Raw genomic sequence first — 24196 nt, forward strand, 5'->3', positions numbered from 1 at the left:
CTTACATAAATACTTCATACATTTTCTTTCAGCCGGATATAAAAAAACCGCCTCGAAAGGCGGTTTATATTAAACTGATTATTTCAAGAAACGCTGATAACCCAGGTTATTGGTGATTTCTTCATATGGATAAGTGATGCTTTCCAAAGTTTCGATCAAACCATCTGGATTCTGCTGTGCATCTTCTGCTTCCAGACCGACCAGTACGCGACCTTCTGCAGCGCCATGGTTACGGTAATGGAACAGGGTAATGTTATGCGTTGGGCCGAGGCGTTCCAGGAACATTAGCAGGGCACCTGGACGTTCCGGGAATTCCACGCGGAACAGACGCTCATTTTCAATATCGGCATGACCGCCAATCAGGTAACGGATATGGAGTTTTGCAACTTCATCATCAGACAGATCATCAATGTCATAGTCGAATTTCAGGTTTTCATAGATTTCCTGACGTTCTTTCTCGCCATTTTTCAGGCTGATGCCGACAAAGACCTGAGCTGCGGAAGCATCACTAGAGCGGTAATTAAACTCAGTAATATTACGGCCTTGCAGTGCGCGGCAGAATTTCAGGAATGAGCCTTTTTCTTCTGGAATAGTTACGGCAAAGATGGCTTCTTTACGCTCACCGAGTTCTGTACGTTCAGCAATATAACGTAGACGGTCGAAGTTCATGTTCGCACCGCAAACAATCGATACGATATTTTTGCCTTCAATGCCGTGTTCCGCTACATATTTTTTGATACCAGCCAATGCCATTGCACCTGACGGTTCTACAATACTACGGCATTCATCATAAGTATCTTTAATTGCTGCGCAGACTTCATCGGTATTGACCAGTACAACTTCTGGTTCTACGATCGGGCCAGAATTGTCTGATTTTTGTAGACGGATCACGTCAAATGGTTTTTCACCGATTTGTGCCACAGCAGTACCATCGGCAAATAAACCGACTGATGGCAGAATCACGCGGTCATTTGCATCAAAAGCGGCTTTTAAACATGCAGATTCTTCATATTCCACAGGAATCACTTTGACATGCGGTGCAACATCACCTAAGTAAGCTGCAACACCTGCGATCAGGCCGCCACCGCCAACTGCAACAAAAACATATTCTACATCACGCCATTGACGTAAAATTTCGTTGGCAATCGTGCCTTGACCGGCCATGACTAGTTCATCGTCATAAGGTGGAATGAAGGTCATGCCATCTTCTTGGGCACGTTGAATCGCATATTTGTTGGCAACGTCAAATGAATCGCCATGCAAGACCACTTCACCACCGAGGCGTTTAACTGCCTGAACCTTGATGTCTGGTGTAGTTTTTGGCATTACGATAATCGCGCGAATCCCCAGCTTTTTCCCTGACAGCGCCACGCCTTGGGCATGGTTGCCTGCTGAAGCTGTGATAACGCCACGTTCGAGTTGTGATTTCGGTAATTGACTAATACGGTTATAGGCGCCGCGTAGCTTGAATGAAAAAACCGGTTGTAAATCTTCACGTTTAAAGCGAATGTTATTATTTAAGCGCTCGCTAATTCGTGGCGCTGCTTCGAGTGGGGTTTCGATTGCAACATCGTACACAGTTGCTTGTAAAATTTGTCGAACCAAACGAGACAGCATGTTAATTTTCCATCTAACAGTTTAAAATAAGCACTTATTGTAACAAACCACGCGGCTTTGCGGTTTAAAAATACTGCGAAAGTCCAAAATAGTTGAGTGATGTCATGAGTCTATATGCAACCCAAGATGAGAAAAAGCAAGCTGCAGCAAAAGCTGCGTTAAAGCACTTACCAAAAGGGGGCATTTTAGGCGTCGGTACTGGGAGTACTGTTAACTTCTTAATCGAACTTTTGCCTGAACTTCAATTGGAAGCAGCAGTTGCAAGTTCTGAAGCCACTGCACAACGCCTGAAAAAATTAGGCATTGAAGTGGTTGATATGAATAGCGTAGGTGGTCTGGATGCCTATGTCGATGGTGCGGATGAAATCGACCGCCATATGCACATGATCAAAGGTGGCGGTGCTGCGCTGACACGTGAAAAAATTGTGGCGTCGATTGCGAAAAAATTCGTATGTATCGTGGATGATTCGAAATGGGTAGAGCAGTTGGGTCGTGATTTCCCACTACCTGTTGAAGTGATTCCAATGGCACGTTCAGCAGTCGCACGTAAGTTGGTGGCATTAGGTGGTGATCCTGCTTACCGTGAAGGTGTAGTGACTGATAATGGAAATGTTATTTTGGATGTGCATAACCTGAATATTCTGAATGCGCTTGAGCTGGAAAAAACGATTAATGACATTCCAGGCGTCGTATGTAACGGTATTTTCGCGATCAATAAAGCGGATATTGCGATTGTTGCGACCAATAACGGCATTGAAGAACGTACTGCGGTTTAATTTTAACTCATTGAAGAGCTAATCTCCCCAAACCCCTCTTTAAAAAAGAGGGGCTTTCTCCCTCCTTTGAAAAGGTGAGCAGCACTGCTGCGCAAGGAGGAGGATTTAAATAACGATTAAATATAAAAAATGACCCTAAACGACCTACCTGAAATTCAAATTACTCGAAATGTTCGCTCAACACGTCTCAGACTGCGTGTAGAAGGTGATCAAATCCGTTTAACCGCACCTGTATTTTGTAGCAAAAAACAGATTCAGAATTTTATTGATCAAGCTGAAAGCTGGCTACTGAAAACATGGAAATTGCAGCAGGAAAAAAATCAAAGTATTGATAGATCTTTACCAGCAGAATTGCAGCTTTTCGATCAGGCTCAGCCAATTCAGATCGTGTATCAAAGTCAAAAGCAGAACTTTGTTTTTGATGCTAAATTATTACAGCTATCGATCAGTGACCGTCATCCTGAAACCTATTTAAAAGCCTTTGCCATTTCTTATGCTAAAGAACAGTTGCCTGTTTATCTGAACAAAGTAAGCCAAGAAACAGGATTATCATTTAACATTTGTAATGTTCGCCAACCGAAAACACGATGGGGCAGTTGTTCTGCCAAACATGACATCATGCTAAATAGTGGCATCATTCTGTTTCCTGAAAATATCGTGCGTTATTTATGTGTGCATGAATTGGCCCATACCCGGCATTTTGACCATAGTGCTCGTTTCTGGGCGGAAGTGGCAAAGCATGATCCAAACTATTTAACTCACCGCAAAATTCTGAAAAATACTGTCATGCCATATTGGTGGGCAGCTTAAGAATATCTTTAGAGGAACGAAGATAGTATTTACTTACTTCTAAATAGCCTAAGCAAAAGATATAATTCTCTTAAAGTTTTTAAAAACACTCAAAATAGAAGCGTAAATAAAAAACCATCAATCCCTAGTGAAACAGTTTAGAAAACCTCAAGTTCCTGTCATACTACAGCCCATAAAGGAAACATCTAGTTTGAGGTAATCATCGTGATTTCAGTGGGTATTGTGGGTGGTACAGGTTATACAGGCGTTGAACTTTTACGTCTATTACTGCGACATCCGAATGTAGAAGTTAAAGCACTGACATCACGTACTGAAGCAGGCCGTCGTGTTGACGATATGTTTCCGAGTCTGCGCGGACATACGGATCTTCAATTTTCTGACCTCAGCCTTGATCTTTTAAAATCATGTGATGTGGTATTTTTCGCGACACCACATGGCGTTGCCATGAAACATGCTGAAGAACTTATTGCAGCTAATACCAAGGTAATTGACCTTGCAGCGGATTTCCGTTTGCAAAATCTAGAACAATTCGCAAAATGGTATGGCATGGAACATGCTTGCCCAGAAGTATTAAAAGATTCTGTTTATGGTCTGTCTGAACTTAATCGTGAACAGATCAAACAGGCGAGTGTGATTGGTAATCCGGGCTGTTATCCAACGACAGTTCAGCTTGGTCTGGCACCCGTATTGAAATCAAACGAAGCCTTGGTAAAACCAGAAAGCATTATTATCGATGCGAAATCAGGCGTATCAGGTGCAGGTCGTAAAGCAAGCCTGGGCATGATCTATTCTGAAAATGCTGATAATTTTAAGGCTTATGGCGTTGCAGGCCATCGTCACCATCCTGAAATCGTAGAAGCATTGGAAAACATTTCAGGTCAAAAAGGCGTATTTGACCATATCCTGTTTGTGCCGCATCTGGTGCCGATGATTCGTGGCATGTTATCAACGATTTATATCGACTTGACTGAAGCAGGCCAGGAAGCTGACTTGCAGTCACTGTACGAGCAATTCTATGCCAATGAACAGTTTGTTGATGTGATGCCAGCAGGCAGTTCGCCAGAAACCCGTTCGGTGCGTGGTGCTAACCAGTTGCGTATCGCACTGTATAAGCCACAACCAACCAAACTGGTGATTCTGGTGGCCCAGGACAATCTGGTCAAAGGTGCAGCTGGTCAGGCAGTACAAAACATGAATCTGATGTTTGGCTTTGCAGAAAATGCAGGCTTGAATAATATTGGTTTATTACCATAAAAAACGTATTAGAACTTCACACACATTTAGATTTGGATTTAAATGTGTGTCTTGAACAAAGTATACAGAGATCAAAATGCCGAATAATGAGTCAAACATGACGATCCAGGAACCCTCTACAAAGAAACCATTGATGAAAGGCAATACACCTTTGGTAATCGGTGCTGCTGTGTTGATTCTGGGTAGTGGCTTGCTGGGCTATACGGTCGGGCATCGGCAAGGTTTGACTGCGGTGGGTTTTGAGGCGGATGCGGAACAACTGGTTGAAGTAGTACAAAAACAGAAAACCAGTTTGGAAACACTGAATAAATCTCTGAATACAGCTGTACAAGAACGTGATCTGGCCGTTAGTAATGCCAATGATCTTTATCTTGCAGCAAATAAGGCGCGTGATGCCCAGGAGCAGGCTGAAAGCGTTGGTACGATCTACCGCGAGATTTTGCGTCAACGCGGTGGTTTAGCATTAACAGTTCAACATCTGGGGATCAAAGCTTTACCTGATAATGCTTTTGAATATCAGATTGATCTGGTTCAGGTCAGCCCGGGCAAAAATCGCGCCTCTGGTACAGTGGAACTACGCTTGATTAAGGGCACTGAAATTCTGGTCGTGCCGCTTGAAGATAAAAACTTTAATTTCGACAATTACGAACGTTTGACTGGTCGCTGGACCATGCCTAAAGGCTTTAAACCAGAATTTATTGAAGTGCGTCTCTCAGGTGCTAAGCCTGTAATTCGCCGTTTTAGCTGGGATCAAGGGAAAGCTGTTGAAAGCCAGTCAACAGTCCTGTCAGAGATTCCAAAAACTGAAGCAAATGCAAATTAAGTGTGAAATAGAAATCGTATGCCAAGCAATAAACGTCCAAAATGTTTAAGTGAGATCAAAAATTCTTTTTACGAGTCCGGCATGGTTGATTGGCATATTAGCCCGCGTTTAACAGACGAGCCTTTTCACGATGATGACGCTGACATTGCAGTCCAGACTGCACCTCCTGAACTGAAGCGTCCACCGATGTATGCAGTGGTGTTATTGAATGACGACTACACTCCCATGGAGTTTGTAATTGAAATTTTACAACAATACTTTGCAATGAATCTTGACCAAGCTACACAAGTAATGCTAACTGTACATTATGAAGGAAAAGGTGTAGCTGGGGTCTATCCTCGAGACATTGCGGAAACCAAAGCGAACCAAGTCAATAATTACGCTCGATCTCAAGGTCATCCTTTACTTTGCCAGATTGAGCCGAAAGATTAAGGGGGTTGCATGCTCAGTCGTCAATTAGAAGTATCACTACGTTTGGCTGTCAGCATGGCTCGTCAAAAGAGACATGAGTTCCTGACCGTAGAACATTTATTATTAGCTTTACTCGACAATGATTCTGCCGTGAATGCCTTAAAAGCATGTGGTGCAGATATTATTGTTTTGCGTAAAGAATTAGAAGAGTATGTAGAACAACATACCCCTAAACTCGGTGAAAATAGTGATCAGGCACCTCATCCTACAGAAAGTTTTGACCGGATTTTGCAACGTGCAATTTTCCATGTTCAATCCAGTGGCGGTGATCGTACTGTAGAAGGCGCCGATATTCTGGTTGCGATGTATTCTGAGCGCGATTCTTTTGCGGTTTATCTGCTTAAACGTCATCAGATTAACCGTCTGACTTTAACTCAGTACCTTTCTCATGGTACGCGTAAAGACGAAGTACAGTCTGAAGAAGAAATTGAAGAACTGGACGGTGAATCGGCTTCTTCCAACAATTCTGGTCCGCTAGAGCTGTATACGACCAATTTGAATCTGGAAGCTCAACGCGGCAAGACAGATCCATTGATTGGCCGTGAAAAAGAAATTGAGCGGGCAGCGCAAATTTTATGCCGTCGCCGTAAAAATAACCCATTGCTGGTCGGTGATCCAGGCGTGGGTAAAACGTCGATTGCTGAAGGTCTGGCTTGGTTGATCGTAAATGGTAAGGCACCAAAACCGCTAGAAAATGCTGAAATCTATAGCCTAGATATCGGTGCGCTGGTGGCGGGAACTAAATACCGTGGTGATTTCGAAAAGCGTTTAAAACAACTATTAAATGCCTTAAAGAAAAAACCGGATGCAGTGCTGTTCATTGATGAAATTCATATGATCATCGGTGCAGGTTCAAGCATGGGCAGCACTATGGATGCATCGAACCTGATCAAACCAGCATTAGCGAACGGATCTTTACGTTGCATCGGTTCAACCACATTCCAGGAATACCGTCAGGTCTTTGAAAAAGATCATGCCTTGTCACGTCGGTTCCAAAAAATAGATGTGAATGAACCTTCGATTACAGAAACGATTGATATCCTGCGTGGCCTGAAATCTAAATTTGAAGATTTCCATCATGTACAGTATGACGATCAGGCACTGGTTTCTGCGGTTGAGCTGTCAGCGAAATTTATTAATGACCGATTCTTGCCAGATAAAGCGATTGACGTGATTGATGAAGCCGGTGCACAACGCCGTTTGAAAGCTGAGCAAGATGACAGCCTGATTACGGTTGAAAACATCGAAGACATTGTGTCCAAGATTGCTCGTATTCCACCGAAAACGGTTTCTAAAGATGACAAGTCTGTGCTGGAGAACCTTGAGCGTGATCTGAAACGTGTGGTCTTCGGCCAGGATGAAGCAATTGAAGCTTTGGCTTCTGCGATCAAACTGTCTCGTGCAGGTTTGAAATCTCCAGATAAGCCAGTCGGTAGTTTTGTCTTCGCTGGTCCTACCGGTGTGGGTAAAACTGAAGTCACCAAGCAATTGGCGAAAATTTTGGGTGTAGAGCTGGTACGTTTCGATATGTCTGAATATATGGAACGTCACGCAGTCTCTCGTCTGATCGGTGCGCCTCCTGGCTATGTTGGTTTTGACCAAGGTGGTTTATTGACCGATGCAATTCACAAAAATCCGCACTGTGTATTGCTGCTGGATGAGATTGAAAAAGCCCATCCAGATGTATTTAACTTGTTATTACAAATCATGGATCATGGTTCATTAACGGATAATAATGGTCGTAAGTCCGATTTCCGTAATGTGGTGCTGGTTCTAACGACTAATATTGGTGCGGAAAGTATTTCTCGTGTCAGCATTGGTTTCATGGAACAGGACAACAGTAATGACAACCAGGAAGCGATGAAGAAAGCGTTCTCGCCAGAATTCCGTAACCGTCTAGATGGCGTGATTCAGTTCAAGGCGTTGCCGAATACCATTATTGAAAATGTCGTGGATAAATTCCTGACTGAACTTCAAGCACAACTGGATGAGAAGAAAGTAGTGCTAGAGGTGGATCAAAGCGCACGTGAGTGGATGGCTGAAAATGGCTATGATCGCTTGATGGGTGCTCGACCAATGCAACGTCTGATTCAGGAACATCTGAAAAAACCATTGGCTGAAATGATTCTGTTTGGTGAACTGGCCGAAAATGGTGGTAACGTTTCAGTTTCTGTGAAGAAAGAAAATGGTAAGTCTGTCGGTCTGAAACTTGAAGTCTTCGAAGACCAGACTGCTGAACCAGCTTAATCATTGAATAGATCATCATCAGACCCGTGTTCGCACGGGTTTTGTTGTTTTATTTACCCTTAATTTATGTACTCTTGGTTTAAAGAGTTTCTGATTTAGAGAAATATATGGATATCCAGATTAGCAAGCTTTTAACTACGTTTTTTCTGTTTTTATTAACGGCATTGATGGAAATTTTGGGCTGTTATTTTCCTTACCTGATTTTAAATCAGGCTAAGAGTCAGTGGTTGTGGGTTCCGGCGGCATTAGCCTTAGCTGCGTTCGTCTGGCTTTTGACTTTGCATCCAGCCGCTTCTGGGCGTATTTATGCCGCTTATGGGGGAATTTATATTTTCTCAGCGTTGATGTGGCTGAGATTCGTGGATCAGGTCAGCCTTTCACGTTGGGATCTGCTGGGTGGAGTGGTGGTCATTCTAGGTGCACTGATTATTATTTTACAGCCACAAGGTTTGATTCGTTAATCGTCTAGGTGTGTTTAGCAATGAGAACTAATCTAAATATAAAAGGCAGCTATAGCTGCCTTTATTGATTCTGGACAAGATTATTTTACATTACAGTCTTTCTGGGAGAGATCTACATTATAAGTATGCGTTTGGGAGCTAAGGCTAAGTTCGATTTTATAAGGATTGACGATTTGATAGCGATGTTCAAAAAAGATCTGACAGTTATTTAGAAGATTATTACGAATCACCTTAAGGACTTCTTTACGACCTAGGTCTTTCTCAAACTGGCTAAAGTCGGGTGTAGTGATCATGCCTTTAAGTGTGGTTTTATTGGCAGTAAGTTGTAACTGTTCTATGATTGTATTCTGATCGATTTGTAGTGGCAAAGTCTTGGAATCTTCCGCACTTAGCACGGCAAGCAGTTCGTTCAGCTCAGCTTTTTTCTCAATTTTAAACTTGCTGTCTAGAATGCCTTTTACTTGGAGATACTGGTCGAATTCAGAAGCATACACCGGTAAAGCAGCACTACTAAAACCTGCCAAGAGTGCCAAAGTCCAATATTTTTTTTGCATTGTATCGCATCACTTTTTATGTCGTTTCAATTCTGATTATAAGAGCTGAAACAAAAAAAGCACCAGAGATTGGTGCTTAATTTGTGAAGATTTTTTTTTGAGAAAATCAGTCTTTTTTCAGATTTTCATTCAACAGAAATTCAACCAGTGCTTTTTGTGCATGAAGACGGTTTTCTGCTTCATCCCAAGCCACAGCATTTTTGTGATCCAGCATGTTTTCAGAAATTTCTTCACCACGATGCGCAGGCAGGCAATGCATGAACAGGCAGTCTGGATGTGCAAGATCCATTAGGCGTTCATTCACCTGATAGTCCGCAAAAGCTTTCTCACGGATTTTCTGTTCTTCTTCCTGGCCCATACTTGCCCAAACGTCAGTTACGATCAGGTCGGCATTGACTGCTGCATCTTCAGCAGTATCGACCAGTTCTACACAATGTGCGAATTCAGACAGGAACTGTTCTTGAGGTTCATAGCCTTTCGGTGCTGCAACTTTTAGCTTGAAGCCCCACATGTGCGCTGCTTCGATATAAGAATTACACATATTATTGCCATCGCCAATCCAGGCAACAGTTTTACCTTCGATCGAACCACGATGTTCCAGATAAGTCTGCATGTCAGCAAGTAACTGGCAAGGGTGATGATCATCAGTCAAAGCGTTGATCACTGGAACTTTTGAATAAGAAGCAAAGCGTTCTACGATATCGTGACCGAAAGTACGGATCATCACAATATCCAGCATGCTGGAAATCACACGTGCAGAATCTTCAATTGGCTCACCGCGACCCAGCTGGGTATCACGTGAAGACAGGAAGATGGCACTACCACCGAACTGGCTCATGCCTGCTTCAAACGAAACACGCGTACGGGTACTCGATTTTTCAAAAATCATGCCCATGACTTTACCAACAAAGGGTTGGAACACTTCATTATTGTGCTGTTTGCGCTTAAGCTCGATTGCGCGCTGTAAAATCTGGTTCAGTTCTAAAGTTGATAAATCGCGTAAGGTGAGAAAGTGACGGAGAGCCATTCGTTACTCCACAATAATTGCCGAAAACTCGATCAACAATCAGTTGTTGGTTGGTTTAAGAAAAAAATACGGAATCGGCTAATATACTATATGAACAGGAAATTGCAAAAAACTAGACTTTTTGATGACCGTCTAAAAATCGATCCACGCAATAACTGATGTATTTGTCGATTTCTTGATCATCTTCCTCTATGGTAATCCCCATTAGAATCCGCCATTCCAGATTACGCAAAATACCAAAATATAACTGGGCAGAATATTGCGGATTTTCACAATATAGCAAACCTTGTTCATGGGCCTGTTCCAGTGCGGTAGCAATGGAACTTTGTACCTGAACCGGGCCGCGTTCATGAATATTGCGGGCCAGTTGAGGATTACGCTGACTTTGTTCCAGTACCAGACGCATAAAGGCTGCATTTTCCGGCTGCATGATTTGACGGTAGAAGGTCAAAAATGTCTGTACCAAATAACTACGAAAATCTAGCGCCATCAGTTCAATCGGAATGCTGATATCTTCAAAAAACTTGGTACGTCGATAATCACAAATAGCTTCAAACAGGCCTTCTTTATTGCCAAAGTACTTGTAAATGGAAGCTTTGGAACCGCCTGCATGCTGGACAATATCATCTAGAGAAACTGCCTCATAACCATGTTCCAGAAACAGTTCGGTCGCAGAGACCAACAGCGCAACGCAGCGCTCATGACCACGTTTGGTTTGAGGCAGATCTTTGGCGAGTGGTTCCAGATGAACAAGGTTTTGCATAGAGGATGGTATATCAACAGGTTATATAAACTTGGTAGTTCATCATAACAAATATATCCGCAGATTTCACAATCACACCGAATGAAGGCGGAATTTATTCAGTGAATCAAGTAAAACTTAAAAGTTTGACTAAAGTTTTAGAGTTTTTATTCTATTGGTTTATAGCATCATGGTTTCAAATCGGTATACTCAGATCTCAATAATTATAGCCAAGACTGTGGAAAGGAAGATGACAGAACAAATGTCTGCAGGTTTAAAGTTTAGACAAGCGCTTGAAGTCGAAAAACCATTACAAATTATGGGCACAGTGAATGCCTATGCTGCCATGATGGCCAAACAGGTCGGCTATAAAGCCATTTATCTCTCTGGTGCCGGTGTTGCAAACTATTCTTATGGTCTACCTGATCTAGGCATGACGAGTCTGGATAATGTTCTGGAAGATGTGCGTCGCATTACTGAACGTGTAGATACACCCTTACTGGTTGATATAGATACAGGCTGGGGCGGTGCATTTAATATCGCACGTAGCATCAAGCAGATGATTGCTGCTGGCGCTGCTGCTGTGCATATCGAAGATCAGGTTGCACAAAAACGTTGTGGTCATCGTCCGAATAAGGAAATTGTGACCCAACAGGAAATGGTTGACCGGATTAAGGCGGCAGTCGATGCCAAAACCGATTCAAACTTTGTAGTGATGGCACGTACCGATGCACTTCAGAAAGAAGGTTTGCAGGCAGTGATTGACCGCGCTTGTGCCTGTGTCGAAGCAGGTGCAGATGCCATTTTTGCTGAAGCGATGACAGACATTACCATGTATCGTACTGTATGCGATGCAGTTGGTGTACCGGTTTTGGCCAATATTACGGAATTTGGTGACACACCATATTACACCACTGAAGAACTGGCTGAGCAGGGTATTCGCATGGTACTTTACCCGCTATCAGCTACGCGTGCGATGCAAAAGGCGGCACTGGAAGTGATGCGCTCAGTGCGTGAAAATGGTACACAGGTGCATGTACTGGATAAAATGCAACCGCGTAAAGAATTATACGAATTTTTAGATTATCACAGCTTTGAAAACACATTAGATAAACTGTTCAAGCAGGAGAATTAAAACAATGGCTGAAGGAAAAGTACTCACTGGCGCAGGATTGCGCGGACAAGTTGCAGGAAAAACTGCACTTTCAACAGTAGGCAAAAGTGGTGCAGGCCTGACCTATCGCGGCTATGACGTACAGGATCTGGCAGAAAACTGTCAGTTTGAAGAAGTCGCTTACCTGATTTTCTTTGGTGAATTACCAACTTCAGAACAGTTGGCTGCCTATAAAGCAAAACTGAAATCTTTGCGTGTACTACCACAAGCGCTGAAAGAAGTACTTGAGCGTATTCCTGCTGATTCACATCCAATGGATGTGATGCGTACTGGCGTATCGATGCTGGGCAACCTTGAGACTGAACAGTCTTTTGATCAGCAACAGGATGTCGCAGACCGTATTCTGGCGACGTTGCCAGCAATTATCTGCTACTGGTATCGCTATAGCCATGACGGCGTACGCATTGATGAAAATACCGATGATGATTCAATAGGTGCTCAGTTCCTTCATTTGCTACATGGCAAGAAACCGAATCAGCTACATGAGCAAGTGATGAATGTATCCCTGATCCTGTACGCAGAGCATGAATTTAATGCTTCAACCTTCACAGCGCGTGTTTGTGCATCCACTTTGTCTGATCTGCATTCATGTATTACCGGTGCAATTGGTTCACTACGTGGCCCATTACACGGTGGTGCCAATGAAGCGGCAATGGATATGATTGAAAACTGGAAATCTCCAGAAGAAGCTGAGCGCGAAATGCTGGGCATGCTGGAGCGTAAAGAAAAAATCATGGGCTTTGGTCATGCGATTTATAAAGACAATGATCCGCGTAATGGCATTATCAAGCAATGGTCTGAAAAACTGGCAAAAGATGTAGGTGATACTGTGCTCTACCCAGTATCAGTGCGTTGTGAAGAAGTCATGTGGCGCGAGAAAAAACTGTTCTGTAATGCGGACTTTTTCCATGCTTCTGCTTATCACTTTATGGGTATTCCAACCAAACTGTTTACGCCAATCTTTGTAATGTCACGCGTCACAGGTTGGGCGGCGCATGTGATGGAACAACGTGCAGATAACCGTATTATCCGTCCGAGCGCGGATTATACTGGTCCAGAGTTGCGTAAAGTGGTTCCAATTGCTGAGCGGACTTCTGCTGCGTAAGCCAGAGATATTCTAAATATGAAAATAAGGTCTCCATGAGGCCTTATTTTTTGCTGATTGTTGATTGATGTTGGTTTACCGACTTAATAATGCTGGATCTTCAATGTGATAACCGGTTTCAAATGGGATGCCTAGGTATTTTACTGTCACCAGTATTTTATTCTGTTTCGGTACTTGATAAGTTTGGCTTAATCTTAAATCTGCTTTATAACTGACTGCTTGTTGAACAGGACTTTTATACTGGCTAGATTGCACCTGATATTGATAAGTCCATTTTGGAACTTTCTGTTTAGGATCATGCCATGCAGGGGCAGTACCTTTGATGGTCTTTAATAGCTTGAGCTGAATGTTTTGCTTTTGCAAAGGTACTAACGGAATCAGACGCTTTTTAATTTTGGCAATTTCCTGGTCAAACTTACGGCTGTCCTGATCGTAGTCAATCTGCTTGGTTTTTGGATTGATATACAGGGAGTTCACCTGAATTAGCTGATTCGGAGTTTTGGATTTAAAATGATAATAATACAGTTGAGGTAGGCGTCCGCGACCATCGAGATAATGCCGCAACAGATAAAGTTTCTGGTCTTTGACTTCATACCCCAAAACTTCAATATTCCGTGGGCCACCGACAGTGGCGAAAGCGGATACAGGAATGCCAAGTGCGAGCAAAAGGGCTGCAAATCTTATTTTCATCACTGATCAGGCCTCATTAAAACAACGTGCTTTTATAAGAAATAATTTAACTATAAATACAGTAGAAATAATGAAGTTTGATCAGCATTCATATAAACAGTTTTGGCTTTAGGTGTTGAGTAGATTAATCATGTCATGTGCGATGACGGCTGCCAGTTTATTGAGACGTTCCTGTGGTGTGCCTTTAATATAATACTGGAATTGGTGAGTCTGAAGACCATCATAAACAGCAGCGAAGAAAGTACCTTCCGGTTTATCAGGTGTTGCACTACCGCCTGGTTTAAGCAAGCCTGTACAAGCAATAATCCAGTCCGCCTCCTGAAACATTTTTTTACCTGCCTCAGCCAGAGCGACCGTTACAGGCATAGATTCGGCTGAATGGGTGCTAATTAGATTCGGAGAAATTTCCAAAACATTGATCTTCACGGACGGATCGTAGCATACCAGACCTCCCAACAAGATTTCAGCACCTTCATTTTTGCAAATTGAAAACTGACTGGTTAAATAGCCAGAACTTGCACTTTCAATAAAAGCAATCTTGATGTTTCTTTGTTCCAGCAGGCCACAACATGTTTTAATCATAATGTCTATTTTTTTTTAGAAGGTAATCTTTATTCCAATGTAGTCCCATTTTGCTTTTGTATCAACTGTGAGATTATTTCTTTATTATGATGAAAGGTAAAATATTTTTGTAATTTTAGTATTCCAAACGTAAGTTTGGCAGTTGTTAAACTGACTGCTTAATGCTTGGACAATATTTGAAATTAATGGTTTTAACTTGCTCTGATCAGTGGTAAAAATAAAAATAAAGTGCGTAAGGAAAGTAGGTTGTAAGAATGAAAACCACAGTAAAGTATTCCGTATTAAAAAGTCTAGATTATCAACTGGGTACTCCTTTATTTCAGGAAGAAATTGAGGCAGATGGTCAATATTTTGATCAGATCCCAAGCATCCTTCATTACCAGAATTTAAAGTTTAAAGTTAAAAGCAAAGAATTAAAGCGTTTATATCTGGCCGAAGAACAAGAAGAAAGCCAAACCATTATTGTAAAAGTGGTCGCAATCTAAAAATAACTTATTGAAAATAAGCCTCTTAAAATAGGAGGCTTATTTATTAGATAAAGGTCATTAAAATAGAATTTGATTAGATTTAATAAAAAAATCTAATAATACTTTTAAAAATATAAAGTCAAGGTAAATTGGCAATTGAAAAGGCCTTATTTGTGATTATATGTAATATAGTCTACTATTTAAAAATGTTTTTTTCGTTTTTATATTTAATGATTTAATTTTTAAAAAATTAGGTTAAACATGTATAAGAAATTATAATTTTAAATAATTAATAAAATTCAATATCTTATAAATATAATCATATTTTATATAAGTATCAAAATGTATTTCTAAATTTTATTTTAAATTTAAGTTTATATAAAATTTTTTGATTAAGTTATGACTTTAAATGAAAAATAAAATTTATAAAAGATAGAAAGCTTTCAATATGTATTCATTCTATTATTAAAAGTAATTTATGTTTCTTATAAATCCAGACTTCAATTACTTAACTTACCTTTTTTTACATTGAATTAATATGTAACAGGTAATAACTTGGCGAATTTTTAAAAATAGGTAGAGTAAATATTAAGTCGAAACCTAATCATCGGCGATTTAAAGCAAATAGTAAGGAGTTACACCATGGCTAATAATCAACAGCAAAATCAGCAAGACCAACAGAACCAACAACAACAGCAAGACCAACAACGTCAGCAAAACCAGAATCAAAATCAGCAACAGCCGAACCAGCAGCAACAACAGCCGCAGGGACAGCAAAACCAACAGCGTCAGCAGGGCCAACAGGACCAGCAACCCAATCAGCAACAACAGCAACAGCCACAACAAGATAACCAGCAGCAAAATTTGCGTAATCAATAAGATTAGTCAAAGCTGCAGCGCTCATATCTAAGCTGTGTAATCTCTACAAAAACCGCCTTTTTTAAGGCGGTTTTTTATTGTTCAGAATAAATCAGCATTGAATATTGGCTTTTACTTTATAAAAGTCGAGCGCATTTTTCAGATCTTTCAGTAGTTCCTGCTCATCATATTCTTGTGGCATCAGTGTTATTAGGGCCGGCATATAATGAGTTTTATATTCTTTAGGATAATCCTCACATAAAATATGTGTTCTTTCCTCAAGACTAATAGTAGAAGAATCTAATTTATCTAAATAAGCACTCAATCGGGCATCGGATTTTTCAAATTGAGCTTTCACTGCTGGATCAGGTTCAGCTGATACATCTGCCTGTTGTTTCTGGCAGCCTGTGATGGCCAATGCCAATAGGGCAATTATGAATAATGATATTTTCATGGCAACAATATATTGTTATCAGTCATTGGAAAAATTATAAAGAGAAATGAATGAAAGAGCACCTGCCTTTAAACTCATTGACAGCTGAGAAAATAAAAAATGAAAAGGACTTTGATAAAATAAGTAAAATATCTACCAATATGTATAAGTTGCATATCTGCTTTTATGACCCACTTGATTGAATGAAAACTGAATGAATCAAAGTTTTTTGTATTCAATTGCATCTAAGTCGATGAAAAATAGCCAATAAAATATAAAACATAACCTATATTCAACATTTGGTAAAAAAGCCTCTATATTTCATATACATATTAGATGCATGACAAGTGGTACTTTATCATCACTATAACAACTCAGATAAAATAATTTAAAATCAGCAAGTTAAAAAGCCCTGCTTAATCCAGACAGTTAAGCAGGGCTCATTTTTTAGATCATAAATATGCCAAAAAGTAATGATTCTTCGACATTTATCCTTCACATAAGTTTTCATATACAACATAAAACCTGAAAATACGTTCAAGTGTGAAACATGAATAGATGTTATTTATATATCTCTTTTGATGAAAAGATAGGTTAGAGCTATGATGAGATGTATCTGTGCATTTGGTATGGGTGTCATGGTGGGATGTTGCTTTAAATCTTGCAAAGAAAAAATGTGCCGGATGATGAGCAAGGATCACGGTACCAAAGACCAAGCGCCAAAACATGAAGAGAGTATACAAATTTAGAGGCTATAGCTTTCCTGTGCAATCGCAGTACAGGTGAGTGATTCAATGGTTTCAAGGTAAATAAATCGTGGAACTGTAAGCCATTATCTTTAAAGCAACAAAGCTCGATCCATGATCGAGCTGTTCACAGTCAGGAGAAACATATGTTCCAATTTATATGTTGTTTATTTGGTCTTCATGGTGCGACTGAAATTGATTATACAGTCGATGATTTCGAAGTCAAAAAGTGTCGTGATTGCTTGAAAGATTTAAATTAACTCTCTAGACCTTCGTGGTTTAGATGGATGTTGAACCCCCGTTCGATTTTAGATTGACGGGGGTTTTCATTTTTTTATCATTGCTATTTGAAAATAGAACCAACATATCCACGCTAATTTATAAATATTGATAGTTAATTAATAAAGATTATTAAAAATAAGGGTTTATTTAATTTTAACTTGTGATTTGATCATAACAATACTCATCTCAACTAAATTCATCCTTTAAACGTTATTGCAATATGCGATATTTAGGTTATACTTTCAATATAGCAAAATGCGATAAATAATCATGCATGTGATCACTCACGCTCGGATTCTGGAAGCAATGCAAAAGTGGCCACACGCTGAAACTGCATTGGATGGTTGGTATCGACTTATCAAGGCCAATGATCCTAAGGATTTTGCCGACATGAAGCGATTATTTCCCGCAGTCGATAAAGTCGGGAAATTTCATGTCTTTGATATTGGTGGCAACAAGATCAGGTTGATCGCAGTTGTGATGTATCAGGCAAAACGTGTCTATATTCGCCATGTCTTATCCCATCAGGAATATGACAAAGATCATTGGAAGGAGGCTTAATATGAATGCAATGATTAAACAGGCCGTTGATCACTGGCGTTATGTTGCACCATTGCTTAGCAAGCCAGAAACCGAAGAAGACTTTAATACCCTTACTGAAGCTTTAGATGAACTTCTGGATATTGTAGGTGATGATGAATCGCATCCCTTAATGGGGCTGATTCTTCAACTGGGCGACTTAGTCTCAGCTTACGAGCATGAGCATTTGCCGATGCCAGAAAGCGATGGACGTACTGCATTGGCTTTCCTGATGGAACAGCATGGTCTCAGCCAATCAGATCTATCTGACATAGCTACCCAGTCGGTCATTTCAGAAATCCTGAACGGTAAACGTCAGCTCAATATCCGTCATATTAAAGCTTTGTCTGAACGTTTTAATGTTTCTGCAGATACTTTCTTTTAAGTAATAAGAAACCAAATTTTAAGATCTATGAGCTGTGTTTCCTGAAAGCAGGTTGATCACAGCTAGACAGATTTAGATTAGAACAAGAAGTCTATATAAGCTCGGATTAGAAGAATATATGTTTATTAAAATGTATGGAAAACATAAATATTATTGATGTTTAACCTTATATGTCCTAATAATTTTCTAAGCATCTAGAGAAAAGGGAATATATATGACAACTCATGCAGACCACCAAACAGAGCAAGAAGATAATCCGCAAAAAGAATCTAATGATGATAAAGGCAATCAAGCAACCTATAAGGGTGTAAAGCCTGAGAAAAAGCCTAATGCAGAGCCTGAGCATCCGCTGAGGGAGCAAAAGTAAGATATGAATATCAGAAAGCCCTAATTAAATTTAGGGCTTTTTAGATTTTGATTTAAGTCTCGGAAAATTTCTGCTTCATTTTACTGGGAAGATGAAATTAATGATCAATCTTTAACAGTCCATCCCAACTAAAATAATTCTGGCTTAGATGCTGTTGAGACATGGCCCAGCTCCGGTCAGGCATTTTAGTTGCTCCAATTGCCAGCTTTTGATCGCCAAATTTTTCTTTTACTTTTTCTAGCGCTTGTTGAAGCTTCTCATCTTTCTCGATCTGAGCATGATCAGAGAGCAAGTCATAGACATAGGCCGATTTAGGTTCAAGCGCCGTTAAAATAACCCCGCATTTTTTAAACTCTACACCTTCTGAAAACAGCTCATGCATCTGTTGCATCAATGCCCGGTTCATGACAACAGCAGAATCAGTAGGTTCAGGAAAAGCGATATTGATAGATTTATGATAAAAGGATCTGTTCTTGTCAAAAAGATTGGATTGAGCGAAAGCAATGATGCAACCACATAAGGATTGATCTTCTCTTAAGCGTTTGACAGCATTTTGCAGGTAATCACTCATAGCTTCCGTTAAAGCTTCAAGATCCGTCACTCGGGAACCAAATGAGCGTGAAGAAATAATCTGCTTCTTGGGCTGGCACGTCTGTTCAAGTTCAATACAGGAAACTCCCTGTAATTCCATCACAGTTCTTTGCATAAGAACTGAAAATAATTTTCCGATTCGATGACAATCGGCCTGAGCTAAATCAAGAACGGTATATATACCTAAGTTCTTTAACTTTTTACTCTGCTGGCGCCCAATCCCCCAGACTTCAGCAACATCAATCAAGCTCCAGAAGTAATTTCTATGTTTTTGATTCATAGAAGAAAGATCGCAAACCCCATTAAAGCGTTTGGCTTTCTTGGCCATATAGTTGGCTAATTTAGCTTCGGTTTTGGAACGGCCAATGCCGACACAGACGGGTAAGCCAATCCACTGCAAAATACGCCGTCGCATATCCTGACCATATTCTATTAAATTATGATTTTTTGTATAAGCTGTAATTTTCAGAAAGCATTCATCTATGGAATAAACTTCCTGTTCACCAGGTGCTACATATTCAGACAGAATGGAATGAAAGCGTTTGGACATTTCTGCATATAGCGCATAGTTACTGGATAGCACCTGAACTTGATGCTGTTCGACAATATCGCGAATCTGGAAGAGTGGAACACCCATTTTAATGCCGAGATCTTTTGCTTCCTGCGAACGTGAAACTACACAGCCGTCGTTATTTGACAACACGATCACAGGTACATAATTCAGTTTCGGATTGAATAGGCGCTCGCAACTGACATAGCAGTTATTGACATCAATCAGCGCATAGATTTCCTGCTGATATTTCATCTGAATTTTTTAATGACGTTGGTGACCACACCCCAGATTTCAAATTGCTGACCTTCTACAGGATGAATATCGGGATAGTCGTCATTCTCAGCTTTTAGCCAGCAACCTTTTACATCGACAATCAGCCGTTTGACAGTAAATTCGTTATCTACACAGGCAATCACAATATCTCGGTGTTGCGCTTCAATGCTACGATCTACAATCAAGGCGTTATTGATATCAATGCCTGCATTCAGCATTGACAGCGAATTGGCACGAACAATAAAAGTGGCATTGGCGTTATTGATCAGGAATTCATTCAAGTCGAGTTTTTTATCAATATAGTCTTGTGCGGGTGAGGGAAAACCAGCCTGAACGCGTTCAGTGACCATAGGAATTTCCATTTGAGTAACAGGATCAAACTGGCGAATATTACTGATTTCATTTTCTTTTTTAAGTGATTTTAAGTATGCTTTGATATCCAGGACTTTAGATTCAGGTACACGAATTACTTTGGTTTCTTCGGCCTTTTTTCTGCCTGCACCAATTCTAAAGCCCCCATGCGAATTTGTCATAAATCTGCTACTTCTTGATTGTTGTTACATTAATCAAGATTGTAATGATTGCTTTATTTTTATACAAATAAAATAAATGATTTAAAATCAGATACTAATAATTAAATTGCTTTTATATTTCAATTTTCCGACAAACGGGGATCTCGCGGCTTTGCAATAAATTCATCCCGCATTTCGAAGAAAAACTCACTTGCTTCCTCATGATTGCAGTGCAGCCAATCCTGTCTTAACTCTTCCGGTATCACAATAATCGAGCGTTTTTCATCATTCGGATTATGGAATTGTTTCATAAAAGGATGCTGATTTGCATTAATCGTGAGCATTGAAAAAGACCGAACTTTTTCACTCTCAATGATTGCATCATCATAAATGGCTGCAACAGTAAAAGGATCGCCGTCTTCACGAGATATTGCATACCAATGAGATTTGCCATCAATGTATTTGGGTTCATAGAACGTATCTACAGATACCAAGGCAAACTGATTGTTTTTCCAGGCATGCCGAAAACTCGCTTTTGAGGCAACCGTTTCAGTCCGGGTATTATAAGTATGCCGACTAAATTTTAATTCTTTGGCCCAGGAAGGGATAAGTCCGAAACGTGCGATATCCAGTTCAAACTCGTCAGCACCGCGCATAATGATGGGAGCGGGAGCTAAAGGATATACATGCGTTTTCATATCTAGTTCAAGTTGCTCTTCATGAATGTCTAATAAAGAGAGACGGCTTTTTGAGGGAAATTCATAGTTTGAACACATGGGAGAACGCTCTCATTATGATCTATCATGAGAATTAAAATATAAGAGAGATAAGTTCAAAACAATTTGAATATCGTAAGTTAGATTTTAATCAGAAAGCAAGATTCTTATTTTATAAGTAGATCTCTTGCGAAAGTCATTATTGCAAGTTTATCCGGTTTACGAGTGCAGCAATTAAGTTAATGCGTAAACCGAATCTTTTCCGTCTATTTCGATAGCATTCACTTAATATTCTAAATCTTTTCAATTGACTATTAATGTGTTCGATCACAACTCGTATTTTTCCAATCATTTTATTGTACTTTTTTTCAACATCAAATAAGGGTAAATTCTTCTTTTTCTTTATTGGCATCAACAACTTAAAGTCATCTTGCTCTAATCCGTAGTACCCTAAATCGGTCATAACATATTCACAATGTTTGAATTTCTTAACCGTTTTTCTTGCTAATTTAATATCATGCTGACTGCCATTCGATATATCTAGCCCTATGATTTGTTTGCTGTTCGGATGATAGATCACTTGTGCTTTTAGCGTATGTTTCTTGTTTTTACCACTGTAGAACTTACTCTGATTTTTTTTTCGGACGTTCTATTGAACATTCTGTCGCATCAATAATGACCCAGTTAAAGTATTCGTCTGCTGTGGTAGTGCTTCGTTTTGGCAGAGTAAAACGTCTTGATTTCATCAATGCATCTTCAACCTTTTTAATGGTTCGATTCACATTACTTTCAGCGATATGGTAATTTGCCGCTAATTCCAGTTGAGTGCTGTAGTTCCGTAAGTAATTGAGAGTTAATAACAATTTATTCTCTATAGCTAAAGTATGAGGACGACCTGATTTCTTTTTGAGTGATTCTGCTTTTTCTAAAACCTCTACCATTTCAGTAAAAACTTGTCGAGGTACGCCAACCAAGCGTTTGAATTCAGAATCTGAAAAACGATTTAATTTCTGATATCTCATGAAATTTATATTGAGGTGGTTTTTACTTTCGCAAGAGGTCTAGTATATATTTAGAGCCTAAAAATATTTAACTCAATAATATTTTAAGTAAATTTAATATTATGAAAAGATTAAAATTTTATTTGATCTATATAGATATACATAATTTAACTTTTTATTTAAAAAAACACTCTAAATGGCTTTGGAAAGCTACAAATATAGATGTTAGTTATATAGGCTTGCAATTATGAGCATGAGGTGAAAAATGAAGTTATTAACGTTAATTGGTGCAAGTGTACTTGCAGGTTATTGTTATAAAAAAATGAAATACAAAAAGGATGGTTCAAATCATCCTGCTACTCAGAATGAACAGGTAGATAACCAAGCAGCAAATCCTGTTGAATAATCTCTTTAAAGGACCTCACTACTAGCAAAAGAAGGTTGTGGGGTCTCTGATTTTCTCAGTAGAGCCATCTCTGACAAGTCTTATATAATTTTCAGAACTTTACTATTTGTAGAGAAACAGTAAGCTCTTTTTAGCTATTTTTCCTTTTCATCTGTTCTAAATTTTCCTGATTAAATTTATTGATAAAGTTGAATGGTTTACAAAACTATTCATTTTAATAATAGCCATACTTTAAAAGTAATGTGATCCTCTTTCTCAGGAGAACAGCTTATGAAAAAACTAATTATCTTGCCTCTTGTAGCTTTAATACTTCTGGGGTGTAGTCAACCAAATACCCAGCAAGAAGCTGACTCTAAGATCCTACAGGATGAGGATTTAAAAAAATTTAGGGAGATGGTAAGGAATGCTTTACCGAATTCAGATCTGGTTCAATTTCATCAACAAGAGGGAGAATGTGGTGAGGTTAGTTTCAGAGATAAATCTACGAATGAAATGAAGCATCGGAGGTTTATTTTAGTGAATAAAAATATTGTACTGATTGAAAGACGGCAGATAGATCAGGAATATTTTGACCTTTCATGGAGGAATGCATGTCGAGATTATTTCGGGTAAAGAAAGAATATTTATTAAAATTCTTATTTGAAAATAGTGACCGCTATAATCGAATATCAATAAAAACATTTAATCATTGAGCCACTCTTTAGGGTGGCTTTTTAATGTCTAAATTTCTGAATTTTGTTCGAAATATGATTACTGAGTATATCGGTATTTCATATACTAGCTTCGTACCAATAAATAGAATATTGATCAATTTATATAGATAATAAACATAAAAATTATTTAAAAAAGGGTAAGCGTCCGCTGAACACACCTTATGAATTCATCCTATAAGCCTTAATTTAGTCCCCACTTAAAAACAAGTGGGGACTAAAATTTATGACTACAAATCACCAGACATCCATCGCATCTCTTGCGAAAAAACGAAGAACATACAGTGCTGAATTTAAACAGCAGATCGTTCAGGCTTGTAAAGCACCGGACGTTTCAATTGCTTCGGTCGCTTTGCAACATGGATTGAATACAAATCTCGTATCCAAATGGATTCGCTTAATTGATGCTAAGCCAGGGAATGATCGCTCACCACTACCGAATAAACCTGCATTTATTGCCTTATCTTGCTCTACACCATTAGATCCTACTCCTACTGACATGTTAACGGTTCAAATTACTTTACCCCACTCAAAAGCAGAAATTGGCTTGAAATGGCAAGTATCAGAAATATCTGCTTTAGCAGAATTACTCAAGGCACTTGCAACATGATCCGCATTGATGAAATCTGGCTTTCTACCCAACCTCTGGATATGCGAGCAGGGATGGATACTATCATGGCTCAGGTGGTGAGAGCCTTTGGCTACATCAAACCGCATTGTGCTTACCTGTTCTGTAATAAACGTGGCCATCGCATGAAAGTGCTGGTACATGATGGACTGGGCATCTGGCTGTGTGCCCGGCGGCTGGAACAGGGAAAATTCCACTGGGCGCAGGTTCACCAGGGTGAAAGCATGGCGATCAGTCCGGAACAGTTACATGCACTGATCCAGGGTTTACCTTGGCAGCGCATTGGACGACAGCAGGTGGTGACGATGCTCTAAACTAGGCTGGTCCATTCTGCTATTCTCCAAACGTTCTATTTC

At 39.8% G+C, this 24196-nt stretch carries 29 protein-coding genes; 18 read left to right on the top strand and 11 right to left on the bottom strand.

The window, feature by feature from the left end; genetic code table 11:
• Positions 1 to 78: 78 nt before the first annotated feature.
• Positions 79 to 1617, bottom strand: a complete 1539-nt coding sequence (ilvA, locus tag F897_RS09545; RefSeq protein ID WP_005235385.1) for a threonine ammonia-lyase, biosynthetic — start codon at positions 1615 to 1617, stop codon at positions 79 to 81.
• 104 nt (positions 1618 to 1721) lie between these two features.
• Here ilvA and rpiA point away from each other — a divergent pair, with 104 nt between their 5' ends.
• The 7 genes from rpiA to F897_RS09580 all read left to right on the top strand — a co-directional run bounded on the left by rpiA (position 1722) and on the right by F897_RS09580 (position 8459).
• Positions 1722 to 2393: a ribose-5-phosphate isomerase RpiA gene (gene rpiA / locus F897_RS09550; RefSeq protein WP_004786020.1), complete on the top strand. Its 672-nt coding sequence runs from the start codon at positions 1722 to 1724 to the stop codon at positions 2391 to 2393.
• Positions 2394 to 2522: 129 nt separating this feature from the next.
• Positions 2523 to 3203, top strand: a complete 681-nt coding sequence (locus F897_RS09555) for a M48 family metallopeptidase (protein WP_005235387.1) — start codon at positions 2523 to 2525, stop codon at positions 3201 to 3203.
• A gap of 198 nt (positions 3204 to 3401) precedes the next feature.
• Positions 3402 to 4457, top strand: coding sequence for an N-acetyl-gamma-glutamyl-phosphate reductase (argC, locus tag F897_RS09560; RefSeq protein ID WP_171064832.1), 1056 nt, complete (start codon positions 3402 to 3404; stop codon positions 4455 to 4457).
• 76 nt (positions 4458 to 4533) lie between these two features.
• Positions 4534 to 5280: a DUF6776 family protein gene (locus F897_RS09565; protein ID WP_004786014.1), complete on the top strand. Its 747-nt coding sequence runs from the start codon at positions 4534 to 4536 to the stop codon at positions 5278 to 5280.
• Positions 5281 to 5298: 18 nt separating this feature from the next.
• Positions 5299 to 5712, top strand: a complete 414-nt coding sequence (gene clpS, locus F897_RS09570) for an ATP-dependent Clp protease adapter ClpS (RefSeq protein WP_034580947.1) — start codon at positions 5299 to 5301, stop codon at positions 5710 to 5712.
• A gap of 9 nt (positions 5713 to 5721) precedes the next feature.
• On the top strand, positions 5722 to 7998 hold the full coding sequence (clpA, locus tag F897_RS09575) for an ATP-dependent Clp protease ATP-binding subunit ClpA (RefSeq protein WP_005235391.1): 2277 nt from the start codon (positions 5722 to 5724) through the stop codon (positions 7996 to 7998).
• 107 nt (positions 7999 to 8105) lie between these two features.
• Positions 8106 to 8459 (top strand): YnfA family protein, encoded by a 354-nt coding sequence (locus F897_RS09580; protein WP_005235392.1) that lies wholly within the window; start codon positions 8106 to 8108, stop codon positions 8457 to 8459.
• A gap of 80 nt (positions 8460 to 8539) precedes the next feature.
• Here F897_RS09580 and F897_RS09585 read toward each other — a convergent pair whose 3' ends face one another.
• From F897_RS09585 to F897_RS09595, 3 genes are all read right to left on the bottom strand, one after another.
• Positions 8540 to 9013, bottom strand: coding sequence for a hypothetical protein (locus tag F897_RS09585; RefSeq protein ID WP_005235393.1), 474 nt, complete (start codon positions 9011 to 9013; stop codon positions 8540 to 8542).
• 106 nt (positions 9014 to 9119) lie between these two features.
• Positions 9120 to 10040: an ornithine carbamoyltransferase gene (argF, locus tag F897_RS09590; protein ID WP_005235395.1), complete on the bottom strand. Its 921-nt coding sequence runs from the start codon at positions 10038 to 10040 to the stop codon at positions 9120 to 9122.
• Positions 10041 to 10152: 112 nt separating this feature from the next.
• Positions 10153 to 10803 (bottom strand): TetR/AcrR family transcriptional regulator, encoded by a 651-nt coding sequence (locus tag F897_RS09595; protein ID WP_005235397.1) that lies wholly within the window; start codon positions 10801 to 10803, stop codon positions 10153 to 10155.
• A gap of 229 nt (positions 10804 to 11032) precedes the next feature.
• Here F897_RS09595 and prpB point away from each other — a divergent pair, with 229 nt between their 5' ends.
• Both prpB and prpC read left to right on the top strand, forming a co-directional pair.
• Positions 11033 to 11917, top strand: coding sequence for a methylisocitrate lyase (gene prpB, locus F897_RS09600; RefSeq protein ID WP_004785998.1), 885 nt, complete (start codon positions 11033 to 11035; stop codon positions 11915 to 11917).
• A gap of 4 nt (positions 11918 to 11921) precedes the next feature.
• Positions 11922 to 13061: a bifunctional 2-methylcitrate synthase/citrate synthase gene (gene prpC, locus F897_RS09605; protein ID WP_005235399.1), complete on the top strand. Its 1140-nt coding sequence runs from the start codon at positions 11922 to 11924 to the stop codon at positions 13059 to 13061.
• A 75-nt stretch (positions 13062 to 13136) separates the two neighbouring features.
• Here the strand turns inward: prpC and F897_RS09610 are convergent, their stop codons facing one another.
• Together F897_RS09610 and F897_RS09615 are read right to left on the bottom strand one after the other, a co-directional pair.
• On the bottom strand, positions 13137 to 13751 hold the full coding sequence (locus F897_RS09610) for a hypothetical protein (protein ID WP_005235401.1): 615 nt from the start codon (positions 13749 to 13751) through the stop codon (positions 13137 to 13139).
• A gap of 108 nt (positions 13752 to 13859) precedes the next feature.
• Complete coding sequence (locus tag F897_RS09615; RefSeq protein ID WP_005235403.1) at positions 13860 to 14333, bottom strand: CinA family protein; 474 nt, start codon at positions 14331 to 14333, stop codon at positions 13860 to 13862.
• Positions 14334 to 14587: 254 nt separating this feature from the next.
• Here F897_RS09615 and F897_RS09620 point away from each other — a divergent pair, with 254 nt between their 5' ends.
• Both F897_RS09620 and F897_RS09625 read left to right on the top strand, forming a co-directional pair.
• On the top strand, positions 14588 to 14818 hold the full coding sequence (locus F897_RS09620) for a hypothetical protein (protein WP_005235404.1): 231 nt from the start codon (positions 14588 to 14590) through the stop codon (positions 14816 to 14818).
• 624 nt (positions 14819 to 15442) lie between these two features.
• Positions 15443 to 15679 carry a hypothetical protein gene (locus F897_RS09625; RefSeq protein WP_005235406.1) on the top strand — a complete coding sequence of 79 codons (237 nt, stop codon included), beginning with the start codon at positions 15443 to 15445 and terminating at the stop codon, positions 15677 to 15679.
• A 91-nt stretch (positions 15680 to 15770) separates the two neighbouring features.
• Here the strand turns inward: F897_RS09625 and F897_RS09630 are convergent, their stop codons facing one another.
• Positions 15771 to 16112, bottom strand: coding sequence for a hypothetical protein (locus F897_RS09630; protein WP_005235409.1), 342 nt, complete (start codon positions 16110 to 16112; stop codon positions 15771 to 15773).
• Positions 16113 to 17389: 1277 nt separating this feature from the next.
• On the opposite strand from F897_RS09630, the gene F897_RS09635 reads away from it, so the two are divergent.
• The 3 genes from F897_RS09635 to F897_RS17695 all read left to right on the top strand — a co-directional run bounded on the left by F897_RS09635 (position 17390) and on the right by F897_RS17695 (position 18450).
• Entirely contained in the window at positions 17390 to 17680 is a 291-nt protein-coding gene (locus tag F897_RS09635; RefSeq protein ID WP_005235412.1) for a type II toxin-antitoxin system HigB family toxin, read from the top strand.
• A 1-nt stretch (position 17681) separates the two neighbouring features.
• On the top strand, positions 17682 to 18083 hold the full coding sequence (locus F897_RS09640) for a helix-turn-helix domain-containing protein (RefSeq protein WP_005235414.1): 402 nt from the start codon (positions 17682 to 17684) through the stop codon (positions 18081 to 18083).
• Positions 18084 to 18297: 214 nt separating this feature from the next.
• Entirely contained in the window at positions 18298 to 18450 is a 153-nt protein-coding gene (locus F897_RS17695; RefSeq protein WP_004785976.1) for a hypothetical protein, read from the top strand.
• 97 nt (positions 18451 to 18547) lie between these two features.
• Here F897_RS17695 and F897_RS09645 read toward each other — a convergent pair whose 3' ends face one another.
• The 4 genes from F897_RS09645 to F897_RS17090 all read right to left on the bottom strand — a co-directional run bounded on the left by F897_RS09645 (position 18548) and on the right by F897_RS17090 (position 22117).
• Positions 18548 to 19846 (bottom strand): Y-family DNA polymerase, encoded by a 1299-nt coding sequence (locus tag F897_RS09645; protein ID WP_005235416.1) that lies wholly within the window; start codon positions 19844 to 19846, stop codon positions 18548 to 18550.
• Complete coding sequence (locus F897_RS09650) at positions 19843 to 20400, bottom strand: LexA family protein (protein WP_005235418.1); 558 nt, start codon at positions 20398 to 20400, stop codon at positions 19843 to 19845. Before F897_RS09650 ends, F897_RS09645 begins: the two co-directional genes overlap by 4 nt.
• Positions 20401 to 20519: 119 nt before the next feature.
• Positions 20520 to 21155 (bottom strand): SOS response-associated peptidase, encoded by a 636-nt coding sequence (locus F897_RS09655; RefSeq protein WP_005235420.1) that lies wholly within the window; start codon positions 21153 to 21155, stop codon positions 20520 to 20522.
• Between the two features lie 139 nt (positions 21156 to 21294).
• A protein-coding gene (locus F897_RS17090; protein ID WP_122959119.1) for an IS5 family transposase occupies positions 21295 to 22117 on the bottom strand; the annotation gives its coding sequence in 2 pieces (ribosomal slippage) (positions 21295 to 21735 and positions 21737 to 22117; 822 coding nt in all).
• A 244-nt stretch (positions 22118 to 22361) separates the two neighbouring features.
• On the opposite strand from F897_RS17090, the gene F897_RS17700 reads away from it, so the two are divergent.
• The 4 genes from F897_RS17700 to tnpB all read left to right on the top strand — a co-directional run bounded on the left by F897_RS17700 (position 22362) and on the right by tnpB (position 24154).
• Entirely contained in the window at positions 22362 to 22502 is a 141-nt protein-coding gene (locus F897_RS17700; protein WP_005235424.1) for a hypothetical protein, read from the top strand.
• Between the two features lie 270 nt (positions 22503 to 22772).
• Positions 22773 to 23114: a hypothetical protein gene (locus F897_RS09670; RefSeq protein ID WP_005235426.1), complete on the top strand. Its 342-nt coding sequence runs from the start codon at positions 22773 to 22775 to the stop codon at positions 23112 to 23114.
• A 324-nt stretch (positions 23115 to 23438) separates the two neighbouring features.
• A complete protein-coding gene (gene tnpA / locus F897_RS09675) occupies positions 23439 to 23822 on the top strand; it encodes an IS66-like element accessory protein TnpA (RefSeq protein ID WP_005232272.1) in 384 nt (127 codons plus the stop codon).
• Positions 23819 to 24154, top strand: coding sequence for an IS66 family insertion sequence element accessory protein TnpB (gene tnpB, locus F897_RS09680; protein ID WP_005232274.1), 336 nt, complete (start codon positions 23819 to 23821; stop codon positions 24152 to 24154). Before tnpA ends, tnpB begins: the two co-directional genes overlap by 4 nt.
• The last annotated feature ends 42 nt before the right edge of the window (positions 24155 to 24196 follow it).

This window comes from Acinetobacter variabilis, assembly GCF_000369625.1.
Lineage (GTDB): Bacteria > Pseudomonadota > Gammaproteobacteria > Pseudomonadales > Moraxellaceae > Acinetobacter > Acinetobacter variabilis.

Coding starts and splice junctions, on each gene's coding strand:
- F897_RS09650 (WP_005235418.1), bottom strand. CDS start 20,400: ATGACAAATTCGCATGGGGGCTTTAGAATTGGTGCAGGCAGAAAAAAG.
- tnpB (WP_005232274.1), top strand. CDS start 23,819: ATGATCCGCATTGATGAAATCTGGCTTTCTACCCAACCTCTGGATATG.
- F897_RS09565 (WP_004786014.1), top strand. CDS start 4,534: ATGCCGAATAATGAGTCAAACATGACGATCCAGGAACCCTCTACAAAG.
- F897_RS09580 (WP_005235392.1), top strand. CDS start 8,106: ATGGATATCCAGATTAGCAAGCTTTTAACTACGTTTTTTCTGTTTTTA.
- F897_RS09615 (WP_005235403.1), bottom strand. CDS start 14,333: ATGATTAAAACATGTTGTGGCCTGCTGGAACAAAGAAACATCAAGATT.
- F897_RS09630 (WP_005235409.1), bottom strand. CDS start 16,112: ATGAAAATATCATTATTCATAATTGCCCTATTGGCATTGGCCATCACA.
- F897_RS09620 (WP_005235404.1), top strand. CDS start 14,588: ATGAAAACCACAGTAAAGTATTCCGTATTAAAAAGTCTAGATTATCAA.
- clpA (WP_005235391.1), top strand. CDS start 5,722: ATGCTCAGTCGTCAATTAGAAGTATCACTACGTTTGGCTGTCAGCATG.
- F897_RS09670 (WP_005235426.1), top strand. CDS start 22,773: ATGAAAAAACTAATTATCTTGCCTCTTGTAGCTTTAATACTTCTGGGG.
- prpB (WP_004785998.1), top strand. CDS start 11,033: ATGACAGAACAAATGTCTGCAGGTTTAAAGTTTAGACAAGCGCTTGAA.
- argF (WP_005235395.1), bottom strand. CDS start 10,040: ATGGCTCTCCGTCACTTTCTCACCTTACGCGATTTATCAACTTTAGAA.
- F897_RS09655 (WP_005235420.1), bottom strand. CDS start 21,155: ATGTGTTCAAACTATGAATTTCCCTCAAAAAGCCGTCTCTCTTTATTA.
- F897_RS09625 (WP_005235406.1), top strand. CDS start 15,443: ATGGCTAATAATCAACAGCAAAATCAGCAAGACCAACAGAACCAACAA.
- ilvA (WP_005235385.1), bottom strand. CDS start 1,617: ATGCTGTCTCGTTTGGTTCGACAAATTTTACAAGCAACTGTGTACGAT.
- clpS (WP_034580947.1), top strand. CDS start 5,299: ATGCCAAGCAATAAACGTCCAAAATGTTTAAGTGAGATCAAAAATTCT.
- F897_RS09610 (WP_005235401.1), bottom strand. CDS start 13,751: ATGAAAATAAGATTTGCAGCCCTTTTGCTCGCACTTGGCATTCCTGTA.
- F897_RS09640 (WP_005235414.1), top strand. CDS start 17,682: ATGAATGCAATGATTAAACAGGCCGTTGATCACTGGCGTTATGTTGCA.
- F897_RS09555 (WP_005235387.1), top strand. CDS start 2,523: ATGACCCTAAACGACCTACCTGAAATTCAAATTACTCGAAATGTTCGC.
- prpC (WP_005235399.1), top strand. CDS start 11,922: ATGGCTGAAGGAAAAGTACTCACTGGCGCAGGATTGCGCGGACAAGTT.
- F897_RS09645 (WP_005235416.1), bottom strand. CDS start 19,846: ATGAAATATCAGCAGGAAATCTATGCGCTGATTGATGTCAATAACTGC.
- F897_RS09595 (WP_005235397.1), bottom strand. CDS start 10,803: ATGCAAAACCTTGTTCATCTGGAACCACTCGCCAAAGATCTGCCTCAA.
- F897_RS09635 (WP_005235412.1), top strand. CDS start 17,390: ATGCATGTGATCACTCACGCTCGGATTCTGGAAGCAATGCAAAAGTGG.
- tnpA (WP_005232272.1), top strand. CDS start 23,439: ATGACTACAAATCACCAGACATCCATCGCATCTCTTGCGAAAAAACGA.
- F897_RS17695 (WP_004785976.1), top strand. CDS start 18,298: ATGACAACTCATGCAGACCACCAAACAGAGCAAGAAGATAATCCGCAA.
- F897_RS17700 (WP_005235424.1), top strand. CDS start 22,362: ATGAAGTTATTAACGTTAATTGGTGCAAGTGTACTTGCAGGTTATTGT.
- F897_RS09585 (WP_005235393.1), bottom strand. CDS start 9,013: ATGCAAAAAAAATATTGGACTTTGGCACTCTTGGCAGGTTTTAGTAGT.
- rpiA (WP_004786020.1), top strand. CDS start 1,722: ATGAGTCTATATGCAACCCAAGATGAGAAAAAGCAAGCTGCAGCAAAA.